The sequence below is a fragment of the Streptomyces sp. NPDC001822 genome, from assembly GCF_042892135.1.
Classification (GTDB): domain Bacteria; phylum Actinomycetota; class Actinomycetes; order Streptomycetales; family Streptomycetaceae; genus Streptomyces.
Genome location: NZ_JBIATW010000001.1, coordinates 172991 through 185652, shown reverse-complemented (window position 1 = coordinate 185652; position 12662 = coordinate 172991). Strand labels below are relative to the sequence as shown.

9 protein-coding genes are annotated in these 12662 nt (G+C 71.4%); 5 read left to right on the top strand and 4 right to left on the bottom strand.

Annotated features, from left to right (window positions below):
• Positions 1–71: 71 nt before the first annotated feature.
• The 3 genes from ACFYY2_RS00860 to argJ all read right to left on the bottom strand — a co-directional run bounded on the left by ACFYY2_RS00860 (position 72) and on the right by argJ (position 3818).
• Positions 72–860: a BTAD domain-containing putative transcriptional regulator gene (locus ACFYY2_RS00860; protein WP_388735221.1), complete on the bottom strand. Its 789-nt coding sequence runs from the start codon at positions 858–860 to the stop codon at positions 72–74.
• A 648-nt stretch (positions 861–1508) separates the two neighbouring features.
• Positions 1509–2513 (bottom strand): MBL fold metallo-hydrolase, encoded by a 1005-nt coding sequence (locus tag ACFYY2_RS00855; RefSeq protein WP_388735220.1) that lies wholly within the window; start codon positions 2511–2513, stop codon positions 1509–1511.
• A 126-nt stretch (positions 2514–2639) separates the two neighbouring features.
• Positions 2640–3818: a bifunctional glutamate N-acetyltransferase/amino-acid acetyltransferase ArgJ gene (argJ, locus tag ACFYY2_RS00850; RefSeq protein WP_388735219.1), complete on the bottom strand. Its 1179-nt coding sequence runs from the start codon at positions 3816–3818 to the stop codon at positions 2640–2642.
• Between the two features lie 213 nt (positions 3819–4031).
• On the opposite strand from argJ, the gene ACFYY2_RS00845 reads away from it, so the two are divergent.
• The 5 genes from ACFYY2_RS00845 to ACFYY2_RS00825 all read left to right on the top strand — a co-directional run bounded on the left by ACFYY2_RS00845 (position 4032) and on the right by ACFYY2_RS00825 (position 11156).
• On the top strand, positions 4032–5747 hold the full coding sequence (locus ACFYY2_RS00845; RefSeq protein WP_388735218.1) for a thiamine pyrophosphate-binding protein: 1716 nt from the start codon (positions 4032–4034) through the stop codon (positions 5745–5747).
• On the top strand, positions 5747–7279 hold the full coding sequence (locus tag ACFYY2_RS00840) for an asparagine synthase-related protein (RefSeq protein WP_388736760.1): 1533 nt from the start codon (positions 5747–5749) through the stop codon (positions 7277–7279). Before ACFYY2_RS00845 ends, ACFYY2_RS00840 begins: the two co-directional genes overlap by 1 nt.
• A gap of 57 nt (positions 7280–7336) precedes the next feature.
• The gene (gene speB, locus ACFYY2_RS00835; protein WP_327112211.1) at positions 7337–8287 is read left to right on the top strand and encodes an agmatinase; all 951 of its coding nucleotides are present in this window, start codon (positions 7337–7339) and stop codon (positions 8285–8287) included.
• Positions 8284–9258 carry a clavaminate synthase Cs1 gene (gene cs1, locus ACFYY2_RS00830; RefSeq protein ID WP_388735216.1) on the top strand — a complete coding sequence of 325 codons (975 nt, stop codon included), beginning with the start codon at positions 8284–8286 and terminating at the stop codon, positions 9256–9258. The genes speB and cs1 overlap by 4 nt, the downstream gene beginning before the upstream one ends.
• A 227-nt stretch (positions 9259–9485) precedes the next feature.
• On the top strand, positions 9486–11156 hold the full coding sequence (locus ACFYY2_RS00825) for a penicillin-binding transpeptidase domain-containing protein (protein WP_388735214.1): 1671 nt from the start codon (positions 9486–9488) through the stop codon (positions 11154–11156).
• Positions 11157–11251: 95 nt separating this feature from the next.
• On the opposite strand, the gene ACFYY2_RS00820 is transcribed toward ACFYY2_RS00825, so the two are convergent.
• Entirely contained in the window at positions 11252–12376 is a 1125-nt protein-coding gene (locus tag ACFYY2_RS00820) for a PQQ-dependent sugar dehydrogenase (RefSeq protein ID WP_388736757.1), read from the bottom strand.
• Between the last annotated feature and the right edge of the window lie 286 nt (positions 12377–12662).

The following is a 12662-nucleotide window of genomic DNA, read 5'->3' as shown; positions in this document are numbered from 1 at the left end:
TCCCCGGGCGCACGAAACACGGCTGCGTCCCCCGGGCCGGGGGACGCAGCCGTGCGCCGTCCTGACGCCTGTCAGCGGCTGGCCATACCGGGTACCGCCGAGAGCATGTCGGCGTCCTGACGGAGGATCGCCCGCTCCAGGGTGGTCAGCCGGGGTCCGGGGTAGATTCCCAGCTCGTCGGTCAGGGTGTTGCGGGCCCTGCGGAACACGGCGAGCGCGTCGGCCTGCCGCCCGGAGAGATAGAGGGCCTGCATCAAATGCGCGTAGGGCTCCTCGCGCAAAGGGTGGAGGGCGATCAGATCCGTGAGTTCTCCGATGGCCTCCTCGTATTGCCCCAGATTTATTTCCAGGCAAATACGCTGCTGAAGTGCTGCGACGCGCTCCTCCTCCAGCCTCGCCGCGCGGGTCTGCAGCGCACTGCTCGAAATCGTGGCCAGAGCCGGTCCCCGCCAGAGGGCCAGCGCCTCCTTGAGCAGGTCGAGCGCCTCCTCCTTGAGATCGGCCCTCACCATTTTCTTCGCCGTGGCGACGTTGCGCCGGAAGATATCGCTGTCGATCTCGCAGAGAGCCGAGTCCAGCTGGTATCCGGAAGCGGTCGACAGGACGGTGTCCTGCGGCGCGCCGACCGCGGCCAGCGAGCGGCGGATCATCCAGACGCTCGTCTGGAGCTGGCCAGGGGCCGTCCGCGGCGGACGCTCACCCCAGAGATGGGTGATGAGTTCGGGCGTGCCGACCGCCCTCCCCGACACAAGTGCGAGAGCGGTGAGCACCCGAAGCTGCCGCTGTCCGGCGAGCGGGACCGGCACGTTCCGGGAAAGCATGGAGATCGGACCCAGTATGCGAATCTGCACGCCGGCCATAGGGGGGTCTCCCGTTCTGCCTGTCCATGACTCAATTCCCCTGCCATGAACTGCTGGATTTCACACGCAATGTCATTGGCTGCGCTGATCGATGGAGCGAATGCAGTGGTCGTGGCTGCGGTCACTACGCGCGTAGCAGCCCCCTGCCTCATCGAGTCGGGACAGTAATAAGCCATCCGGACTGCGTCAACGACGCCCGGACGGGCACGGCTGAAAACTGTCGTACCGATGCGAGACAAAATGAGGGCGCGGGAAAAACGCGGATAACGCACGCCGGACCGGGTGGCCGAGGGTTCATGATCACGTATGGCAGGGAGTAGTCGCCGGCCCGCACGGCAGTCCGGACACGGCGTCCGGCAACCCCCGGAACGTCACGCTTCTGCGGAAGATGTGCGTCCGGTGTGAAGGACATGAGGGCCCGGCATGGAGGGTGTGGTTACCCAGCGCATCGATCCGGACGCGGAGAGATCACCCCAGTGGTCTATACCTCTGATGGCAAAAACCGTACGCGGCTTCGAAGGCACGGACGAACCGGCGTACCGGAATCCGGTGTGCGGCGTCCGGTGAGCGGGATCGGGCGCCTCTGCGGCCGAAATAGGCCCCACAGCGGCGTCCCGATCCCGCACAACGGGCCCTCCCGCGGCAGGGTCACGCGGCCCCGGTCACATCGAGAAGCTCCAGGTGACGAGGCGTCAGCACTCGGGTGCCACCGCCCGGCGCCCTCCGCTCGGCCGCACGCGCGAGCGCCGCCACCGCGTCGGGGGACGATGTGCGCGAGATCCCCGCATCGCCGAGCGGGGTCACCATGTCGTCGTGATGGCAGGGCAGGAGCACCGGCGGCGATCCCAGCGCGGCCAGCAGCCGGTCCGGGTAACCGTGCACGGCCGCGTGCCCGCTCATCCCGATCACCGCGATGTCCGGCCGCGCGCCGGCGACTTCACGCTCCGCGACGTTGCTGGTGCCCGTCAGCAGCACGGAAGGGCCCCCGTCGACCGACACCTGGAAGGCCAGCGTCCGGCCCTCCACCAGGTCGCCGAGGGTCCGGGGCCGCGGAGGGACGGCGTCCCGCCGTCCCGGGGCGAAGGACGTGTAGTCGTCCTGCCTGCTGTGCAGGCTGCGGAACACCTCCACGCTGTAGCCGTCGAACTGGAGGTGGTCGCCGCCCTCGACCGCCACCACGTCCGCCATGCGGTGCGCGGGGGTGCCCATCGCGCCCAGCAGGTGACGCGACGTGGTGTCGCACAGCGTCCGGATACGCCGGCCGGTCCACCCCGGCCGGGACAGCAGGTGCGGGACGTCGGCGAGATGGTCGAAGTGGCCGTGGCTGACGAGGATCAGCTCCGGCGCCCCGGTCAGCTCCTTCTCCGCCACGTGCTCCACCGCGTCGGGGTCGAGGCGCAGTGGCAGTGCCGGGTCGAGCGCGCCGCCCTCCCCGGCGTAGGGCATCCGGCTCAGGTACGGGTCGAAGAGCACGCTGCGGCCCGCGAAGGACAACTCCCACCCGGCGACACCCAGCCAGCGCAGCCCGAGATCGGCACCCTTGGACATCCGGCGCCGCTGTGCGGCCGGCAGGGGGGCGGCGCCGCCGACCAGCAGCCCCGCCGCCCCGGCGCCGAACGCGCCCTGCAGAACCGACCTTCGCGACTGACCCATGCGCCACCTCGTTCACGTTGTGCTGATCACGCGTCACACTACGGAGCGATGCGGACGAGGCGGCGCATTTGAGTCAGGGGCCCGAGGCGTGGCGGACGGCCGCCACCCCCTGGTTACGGCCGCGGATCAGGTCGTGTACTCGGAGTTCAGCCGCACGTACCCCTCCGTCAGATCGCAGCCGTAGACGGTGAACTCCCCGTCCCCGATGCCCAGTCCGATGCCGATCACCACCTCGTCGCCGCGCATGTGCTCGGCGACGGCGGCGCGCAGTTCGGCGTCACCGGGGCCGTCGGCGCGCTGCGGGTAGACCAGGGTCCCGCCGAACTCGACGGTGACGTCCTCCTGGAGGATGTCGGTGTCGTCGGTGCACTTGCCGATCGCCATCGTCACCCGGCCCCAGTTGGGGTCGCTGCCGTGCACCGCGGTCTTGACCAGCGGTGAGTTGACGACGGTCTTGCCGACCCGCTTGGCCTGCGCGGTGTCGCGCGCCCCGGTGACCCGCACCTCGATGAGCTTGCTCGCCCCCTCGCCGTCCGACGCGATGTTCTTCACCAGGGCGAGCGCCACCTCGTGCAGGGCCTCCTCGAACTCCACCGGATCCACGTCGCCGGCGAGCCCGTTGGCGAACAGCACCGCGGTGTCACTGGTCGAGGTGTCGGTGTCGATCGAGACGGCGTTGAACGTGCGGTCCATGACGCCGCGGAAGACCCGGTCCTGGACGTCCCGGGGCAGCCGTGCGTCCGTGGCGAAGAAGGTCAGGAGGGTCGCCATGTCCGGCTCCAGCATGCCCACACCCTTGGCGATGCCGACCAGCGTCGCGTCACCGCACCGCACCCTGACCTCCTTGGGCCGGGTGTCGGTGGTCATGATGGCGCGCGCGGCCCGGTCGAACCCGCCTTCCGGAAAGGGCCAGGAGAGCGTCTTGATGTGATCGCGGATCTGGCCCATGGGGTACTGGAGGCCGATGACGCCGGTGGAGGCGATCAGCAGTTCGTCCTCCGGCAGCCCGGTGGCGGCGGCCACGGAGTCACGCACCTCGCGGGCGTTGCTTTCCCCCTCCGGTCCGGTGGCGACGTTGGCGTTGCGGGCGATGACGACCACCCCGCGCGCCTGTCCGTCGGCCGCCGCGGCGCGGCTGAGCACCACGCTCGGGCCGGAGAAGCGCGACTTGGTGAACACCGCGCTGACCTGCGTCGGCACGGTCGACGCCAGCACGGTGAAGTCGTCCCGCCCGTCACCCGCGAGTCCCACCGGAGCCGTGTGCACCACGAACCCCGCGGGGTCCCGGGTCGTCGTAGAGGTCATGATCGCCTTCTTCCCTCAGTGGCTTCTTTATACGCTCGACTGTATGTCTATTCATCTATCACAGGACACGGCACCGGAGGGCCGGAACCGGCCGCGGGCCGCCTCGAAGCGCACTACAGCGCGGTCGGATAGGCGCTGGAGAGGCGGTGGAGAGAGGCCACCGGCACGGTGACGGCATTCCGCATCCCGTCGACATCCTGGAGACGACGCCGCATGTCCCGTGTATCGACCAAGCCCAGCAACAACCCGACGGCCGCACACGCGCTGCTCAAGCGTCTCCACGAGCACGGTGTGGAGACGGTGTTCGGTGTCGTCGGCCGTGAGGCCGCCTCCATCCTCTTCGACGAGGCGCCGGGCATCGACTTCGTCCTCACCCGGCACGAGTTCACCGCCGGCGTCGCCGCTGACGTCCTGGCCCGCATCACCGGCCGGCCGCAGGCCTGCTGGGCCACGCTCGGCCCCGGCATGACGAACCTCGCCACCGGCGTGGCCACCTCGATCCTGGACCGCTCGCCCGTCATCGCGCTGGCCGCCCAGTCCGAGTCGCACGACATCTTCCCGAACGACACGCACCAGTGCCTCGACTCGGTCTCCGTCATGCGCCCCATGACGAAGTACGCCGTCGAGCTCCAGCGCCCCGACGAGATCACCGACCTGGTGGACTCGGCCGTCGCCGCGGCGATGACGGAGCCCGTGGGACCCAGCTTCATCTCGGTGCCCGTCGACCTGCTCGGCGCCGACATCGACACCTCCGTCGTCCACCCCGCCGCGCACACCCCGGCCAAGCCCGTCGGCGCCGTCCAGGCCGGCTGGGAGGCCACCGCCGACGAGGCGGCCGCGCTGGTCTCAGGCGCGGAGCACCCGGTCTTCGTCGTCGGCGCGGCGGCCATCCGCTCCGGCGCGGTGCCCGCCATCCGGGCCCTGGCCGAGCGTCTGGACGTCCCGGTCATCACGACGTACATCGCCAAGGGCGTCCTTCCGCACGGTCACCACCTCAACTACGGGGCCGTCACCGGCTACATGGACGGCATCCTGTCCTTCCCGGCCCTGGAGACCCTCTTCGGCCCGGCGGACGTCGTCGTGACCCTGGGTTACGACTACGCCGAGGACCTGCGCCCCTCCATGTGGGCCCGCGGCGGCGAGAAGAAGACCGTGCGCGTCTCCCCGACCGTCAACCCGATCCCGCGCGTCTACCGCCCGGACGTCGACGTCGTCACCGACGTGCTGGCCTTCGTGGAGCACCTGGACGCCGCCACGGCCGACCTCGCGAAGAAGACCCCGCACGACATCACCCCGCTGCGCGAGCGCATCGCGGAGTTCCTCGCCGACCCCACCGAGTACGAGGACGGCATGCGGGTCCACCAGGTGATGGACTCCATGAACACGGTGATGGAGGAGACCGCCGCCGCCGGTGAGGGCACGATCGTCTCCGACATCGGCTTCTTCCGGCACTACGGAGTGCTCTTCGCCCGCGCCGACCAGCCCTTCGGCTTCCTCACCTCGGCCGGCTGCTCCAGCTTCGGCTACGGCATCCCCGCGGCCATCGGCGCCCAGATGGCCCGCCCCGGCCAGCCGACCTTCCTCATCGCGGGCGACGGCGGCTTCCACTCCAACAGCGCCGACCTGGAGACGATCGCCCGGCTCAACCTGCCCATCGTGACGGTCGTCGTCAACAACGACACCAACGGGCTGATCGAGCTGTACCAGAACCTCGGCCACCAGCGCTCCCACGACCCGGCCGTCAAGTTCACCGGCGTCGACTTCACCGAACTCGCCCGCGCCAACGGCGTGGAGGCCGTCCGGGCCAACTCCCGCGAGGACCTGCTCGCCGCGCTGCGCAAGGGGGCCGGACTCGGCCGCCCGTTCCTGATCGAGGTCCCGGTGAACTACGACTTCACCTCCGGCGGCTTCGGTGCCCTGAGCATCTGATCATGGCGCACACATTCCCCGCCGCCACGGGGTTCCTGGTCTCCGCCCATCAGGGCGGGGACCGGGGCCCCCGGCCCGTCTTCGCCACCCGGGGCGCCCACGAGACCGTGGCCGAGGCCCTCCGTACCCAGACCCTGAACGCCGTGCTCGTGCACTCGGGTTCGGCCGGGGAGGCCGTGGCCCGCTCCGGCGACACGGCCCTCGTCCTGGCCGGCGAGCTCTACAACCGGGAGGAACTGCTCACCCTCCTCCCGTCCGGCGCCGACGCCCGCACGGACGCGGCACTGGTGCTCGCCCTGCTGGACGTCTACGACCTGCACGCCTTCCGGCTGCTCAACGGGCGGTTCGCCGCCGCCGCGGCCCTGGGCGACCGGGTGCTCCTGGCCACCGACCACGCGGGCTCCGTCCCGCTCTACACCCTCCCGGCGCCCGGCCGCGTGCTGGCCGCCACCGAGATCAAGGCCCTCGTCCCGGCGGCGGCCCGGGCCCCGCTGTCGGGGCGGCCCGTCGCCGACGCGCGCCGGATCCGCCGCGTACCGGGGGTTCACCAGGTCCCGGCCGGGACGGTCCTGGACCTCGACGTCCGCACCGGCACCGCCGCGCCCTCGCGGACCTGGACCCCGCCGGTGTCCCGGCGGATCCTCCCCGAGGCCGACGCCACCGCCGCCGTGCGCGAGACGCTCGGACGGGCCGTCCGGGCCCGCACCGGTGGCACCACTCCCCTGGTGGTGCTCTCCGGAGGAATCGATTCTTCGGGCGTCGCCGCACTGGCCGCCGCCCACACCGAGGGCCCCCTGGACACCCTGTCCATGGGCACCGACACCTCGGACGAGTTCGCCGAGGCACGGGTGGTCGCCACCCACCTCGGCTCCGCGCACCGGGAGATCACCGTTCCCACGGCCGACCTGCTCGGCCAGCTCCCGTACGCGATATGGGCCTCCGAGTCCGTCGACCCGGACATCATCGAGTACCTGCTGCCGCTCACCGCCCTGTACCGGGCGCTCGACGGGCCCGCCCGCCGCATCCTCACCGGATACGGCGCGGACATCCCGCTCGCCGGCATGCACCGCGAGGACCGGCTGCCACAGCTGGACACGGCGGTGGCGTTCGACATGGCCACCTTCGACGGACTCAACGAGATGACCCCGGTGCTCTCCGGCATCCAGGGCCACTGGTCGACCCACCCCTACTGGGACCGCGACGTCCTGGACCTGCTCGTGTCGCTGGAGGCCGGGCTCAAGCGGCGCCACGGCCGCGACAAGTGGGTCCTGCGCGAGGCGATGAGCCCGCTGCTCCCGCAGGAGACGGTCAACCGGCCGAAGCTCGGCGTGCACGAGGGCTCCGGGACGACGTCCTCCTTCAGCCTCCTGCTGATCGACGCCGGGGTGCCCGAGGCGGACGTCCACCGGGCCAAGTCACTCGTGGTCCGGGAGATCTTCGACCGGGTGGTCGTCGAGGGGCTGCCGCCCGCCGAGGTGAGCACCGCCGACGCCGTGCACCGGGTGGCCGCACGGCTGAAGGAGACCGAGTGACCCGCCCCCTACTCCGTACCGGCCGCCCGCGGCCCATCCGACAGGAGGGATGACGTCGTGGAACGTGTCGACACCGCGATCTCGCCCCGTTACGCGCAGATCCCCACCTTCATGCGTCTGCCGCACGACCCCCAGCCCACCGGGCGCGACGTCGTCGTGATCGGTGCGCCCTACGACGGGGGCACCAGCTACCGGCCGGGCGCCCGCTTCGGCCCGCGCGCCATCCGCAACGAGTCGGGCCTCATCCACGGGGTCGGGATCGACCGGGGGCCGGGCACCTTCGAACTCATCGACTGTGTGGACGGCGGGGACATCGACCTGACCCCGTTCAACATGCACATCGCGATGGAGACGGCCCACCGCCATCTGCGCGGCCTCCTCCAGGACAACGCCGCCTTCCTGATGCTCGGCGGCGACCACTCGCTCACGCTCGCGGCCCTGCGCGCCGTGGCCGAGCAGCACGGCCCCGTCGCCGTGGTCCACCTGGACGCGCACTCGGACACCAACCCCGCCTTCTACGGCGGCGAGTTCCACCACGGGACCCCGTTCCGGCACGGCATCGACGAGGGCGTCATCGACCCCGCGCGCACGGTGCAGATCGGCATCCGGGGCCACAACCCCCGCCCCGACTCGCTGGACTACGCCCGCGGCAAGGGGGTGCGGGTCGTCACCACCGACGAGTTCGTGGAGACCGGTGTCGCCGGGACCCACGCCCTCATCAAGGAGCTCATCGGCGACCGCCCCGTCTACGTGTCCGTCGACGTCGACGTCGCCGACCCGGCCTTCGCCCCCGGCACCGGGACCCCGGCGCCCGGCGGCCTCTCCTCCCGCGAGGTCCTCGCCCTGCTGCGCTGCGTGGGCGAGCTGCGGCCGGTCGGCTTCGACGTCATGGAGGTCTCGCCGCTCTACGACCACGCCGGGATCACCTCCGTCCTCGCGACCGAGATAGGCGCGGAGCTGCTCTACCAGTACGCCCGTGCTCACATCAAAGAAAGGAACGACGCGTGACCGTCATCGACTGCTCCGAACTCCGCGACGAACTCCTGGAACTGGCCTCGCGCCTGCCGGCGGTGCCGCGCGCGGACCTCCCCGCCTTCCTGGAGGCCGCCAAGGCGGCGTCCGCCGACCTCCCTGCCCGCCTCGCCGAAGCCCTCGACGCATTCAACGTCTCCGGCAACGAGGACGGCTACCTCCTGCTGCGCGGTCTCCCCGTGGAGCCCGAGGACCAGCTCCCCCGCACCCCCGAGTCCACCCCCGCGCCGCTGGAGCGCCCGCTCCTCACGATGGAGGCGATGCTCGGCATCGTCGGCTGCCGGCTCGGCCTGCACACGGGGTACCAGGAGCTGCGCAGCGGCACCGTCTACCACGACGTGTACCCCTCCCCCGGCGCGCACCACCTGTCCTCGGAGACCTCCGAGACCCTGCTGGAGTTCCACACGGAGATGGCGTACCACCGGCTCCAGCCCAACTACGTGATGCTGGCCTGCTCCCGCGCCGACCACGAGCGCAGGGCCGCGACGCTGGTGGGCTCGGTCCGCAAGGCGCTGCGCCTGGTCCCGGAGGGCTTCCGCAGCCACCTCTTCGACCGCAGAGTGCCCTGCTGTGTGGACGTCGCGTTCCGCGGCGGCGTCGAGGACCCGGGCGCGATAGCCCGGGTGAAGCCGCTCTACGGCGACGCCTCCGACCCGCTCCTGGGCTACGACCGGGAGTTGCTGGCCCCCGAGGACCCCCGGGACGTCGAAGCCGTGGAGTCGCTGTCCAAGGCGCTGGACGAGGTCACCGAGGCCGTGCACCTGGTCCCCGGTGACGTCCTGATCGTCGACAACTTCCGTACGACACACGCCCGTACGCCCTTCACGCCGCGCTGGGACGGGGCGGACCGGTGGCTGCACCGCGTCTACATCCGCACCGACCGGTTCGGGCAGCTCTCCGGGGGCGAGCAGGCGGGCGACGTGGTCGCCTTCACCCCCCGCGCCTGACCGGACACCCTTCAAGGCCCGGCGGGCCGGCGGCACTCCGCGACCGTGCGGAGCGCCGCCGGCCCGCTCGTCGTGCTGCCCCGCTCCCGGGCCGCTCTCGGCTCACTCTCCCGCCGCTCTCCGGGGTGGCCCGGCGCCCGGGGGCAGCGGTTAGCGTGTCGGACAGGTGATCGGGAGCGGTCCGGTCGCGGGAGAGGTATCCGCAGCAGACGAGGAGAGAACGCCAAGTGTCGGACCCCACCTTGCAGCAGATGGCACGTCACGACCGCGCGAGCCGTCGCCGACCACGCAGAGCACCGGTGCTGGGTGTGGCGGTGGCCGTCGTCCTGGCGGCGGGCGCGGGCTGGTGGGGATACCGGGCGTGGTCCGGGGACGGGGCGGGGCAGGACCCCGAGGTGGCCGCCGCCACCGAGCGGCTGCAGTCGTTCCTCGACGCGTGGGGAGCCGGCGAGGCGGCGAAGGCGGCGGCCCTGTCGGACTCCCCGTCGAACGCGGAGTCGCTGCTGACCTCGGTGATGACCAACCTGAAACCGACGAAGTCGGAGCTGACGGCCGGGGACGGCGACAAGAACGACAAGGGCGGCGTGACCGTCCCGTTCACCGCGCGCTTCACCATCCCGGCCGTCGGCACGTTCGCCTACGAATCCGAGGCGACGGTCGTCGTGAAGGCCACTGAGTGGACCGTGGAGTTCGCCTCCCCGATGATCCACCCCCGGCTGAAGCCCGGTCAGACGCTCGCGCTGAAGACGGTGGCCGAGCGGGCCGCCGTGCTCGACACCAACGGCGACGACCTTCAGGCGGCCTCGCTGCGCGGCTCGGTGGACGAGCAGGGCAAGGGCGTGTTCGGTCTCGAGGCCCGCTACGACAAGCAGCTGCGGGGCGGCGGGGGCGCGGCCACCAGTGAGGTCGTCATCGCCGACCGGCAGTCGGGTCAGGCGGAGGCCTCCCTGACCAAGAGCTCGGCCGAGCCGGGCAAGCCGGTGAGGACGACGATCGACCCGAAGGTCCAGGGAGCGGCGGCGGCCGCCATGGAGGGGCTGAAGGTGAACGCGGCGCTGATCGCCGTGGAGCCCTCGACGGGAAACATCCTGGCCGTCTCGAACCGTCCCGCGGGCGGGCTGAACCGCGCGCTGGCCGGGCAGTACCCGCCCGGTTCGACGTTCAAGGTGGTCACGGCGGCTGCGATGCTGAAGGCGGGGATGAAGCCCTCGGACGTCGTGGAGTGCCCCAAGTTCGCCCACGTCGACGGGCAGAAGTTCGAGAACCAGAACCAGTTCACCCTGCCCGCCGGCTCGACCTTCAAGGACTCGTTCGCGAAGTCCTGCAACACCATGTTCGTGGGGCACCGGGCGAAGGTGGGCGGTTCCGCACTGCACGACGCGGCGGCGGCCTTCGGGATCGGCGGAGTCTGGGACGTCGGTGACACGACGTACGACGGCTCGGTGCCGGTGAGCACGTCGGACAACGACCTCGCGGCGTCGACCATCGGCCAGGCCCGGGTGCAGGCCTCGCCCCTGGTCATGGCCTCGATCGCGGCGACGGTCAAGGAGGGCACCTTCAAGCAGCCGGTGCTGGTGCCCGAGGCGGTCAAGAAGAAGCACGAGGCGACGGCGAAGCTCGACCCGGCAGTGACGGACTCACTGCGGGACATGATGCGGGCGACGGTGACGTACGGGGCGGGCAGCGCGCTGACGGGCATCCCCGGCGAGCCGCACGCCAAGACGGGGACGGCCGAGTTCGGCGAGGAGAAGCCGCCGCGCACCCACGCCTGGATGATCGGCTACCAGGGCGGGAGCGACCTGGCCTGGTGCGTGATGCTGGAGGACGGTGGCTCCGGCGGCGCCGACGCGGGCCCGGTGGCAGCCAGGTTCCTGAAGGCCGTGCAGGACGCGGGCTGACCGGCGTACGACGGCCATCGGTCACGATGCCCCCGCTCCCGGTGCGCCGGGAGCGGGGGCATCGTGGCGCGCGTACGGCTCAGGGCGTCATCGGCTCACGCGGGGTCGATGCGCGAGACGCTGCCGCCGATGGCGAGGACGTACAGCTCGCCGTCGCCGCCCTCCACGAAGGAGATGACCTCGCCGCCCTGGACGCCGAGGTCCCCCTCGGCGGTCACTTCGCCGTCCTCGATCCGCAGGGTGCGGATCGTGCCGTCGCAGTAGTCGCTGAACACGTACTGCCCGACGAGGTCCTCGATGGCCGCGCCCCGGTAGACGAAGCCGCCGGTGACCGAGCAGCCGAGGCCGGTGCGGTCGTACTCGTGGACCGGCGGCACGTGGTTCGCCGGCTCGGTGCCGCCCCGGAAGGGATGGGTGCCCTCCATGGAGGACCAGCCGTAGTTCTCACCGCCCTTGCCGGACGCGGCAGCCCAGTCGATCTCCTCCCAGTCGCTCTGGCCCACGTCGCCGATCAGCAGGTCGCCGGTGCCGGCGTCGAACGAGAACCGCCACGGGTTGCGGAGCCCGTACGCCCAGATCTCGTCCCTCGCCGCCGGGTCGTCCACGAACGGGTTGTCCGCGGGGACGGCGTACGGCTCGGCGCCGCCCGGGTCGATGCGCAGCAGCTTGCCGAGGAGCGTGTCGAGGTTCTGACCGTTGCCGTGCGGGTCGCCGCCCGACCCGCCGTCGCCGAACGCGATGTAGAGGTATCCGTCGGGCCCGAACTTGATGTCGCCGCCGTTGTGGTTCGAGTACGGCTGGGTCTGGGTGAGCACGGTGCGCCGGGTGTCCGGCAGGATCGCACCGTCGCGCACGCCGAACTCGTCCACGGTGCTGGTGCCTTCGAGGTCCGTGAACGAGATGTAGAAGTGCGCGAACGCGGGGTCGAACGCGATGCCCAGCAGCCCGCGTTCACCGTCGGTGGTGGTCTCGTCGGTGATGTCGAGGACCGGTTCGCCCAGACCTTGGCCGTCCAGAACCCGGACGGTTCCGGCGCGTTCGGCGATCCAGACCGTGTCGCCGGGTCCGGCGGCGCCGGCGGACGGCGTCTGCGCCCGGGCCACTTCGGTGAGGACGACGGCCGGCGGCGGCTCCGTGCCGGCGGACGCCGTCGCGAGACTCAGGGATGCGAGGAAACAGGCGGTTCCGATGAGCGCCGTGATTCTGGTGCGTACTTTCACCATGGCCTCCTGGAGGCGGTGAGTGGGGGGAGGTCACCCGGCTGCTGGGGACAGAGCTGAGTGGGCATCGCTCGCCCGCGTCGGCACGCAACCGGGGTGGGGGGATGGTGTGCCGCCGACACGCATGAGGATACGGGGACGGGAGGGGCTTGGACTAGACCACAGCAGCCACTTCTCCCGACCGTTCCGGGGGGGGCACGCCCGGGACGCGGCGCACCGGCGTCCGCCGCGGCTTCCCTCGGATGCCCGGGGCGCCCGGCCAGAGCCGGGGAGGGGTTCGATCCGG

Coding starts and splice junctions, on each gene's coding strand:
- ACFYY2_RS00845 (WP_388735218.1), top strand. CDS start 4,032: ATGTCCCGTGTATCGACCAAGCCCAGCAACAACCCGACGGCCGCACAC.
- ACFYY2_RS00855 (WP_388735220.1), bottom strand. CDS start 2,513: ATGGGTCAGTCGCGAAGGTCGGTTCTGCAGGGCGCGTTCGGCGCCGGG.
- argJ (WP_388735219.1), bottom strand. CDS start 3,818: ATGACCTCTACGACGACCCGGGACCCCGCGGGGTTCGTGGTGCACACG.
- ACFYY2_RS00860 (WP_388735221.1), bottom strand. CDS start 860: ATGGCCGGCGTGCAGATTCGCATACTGGGTCCGATCTCCATGCTTTCC.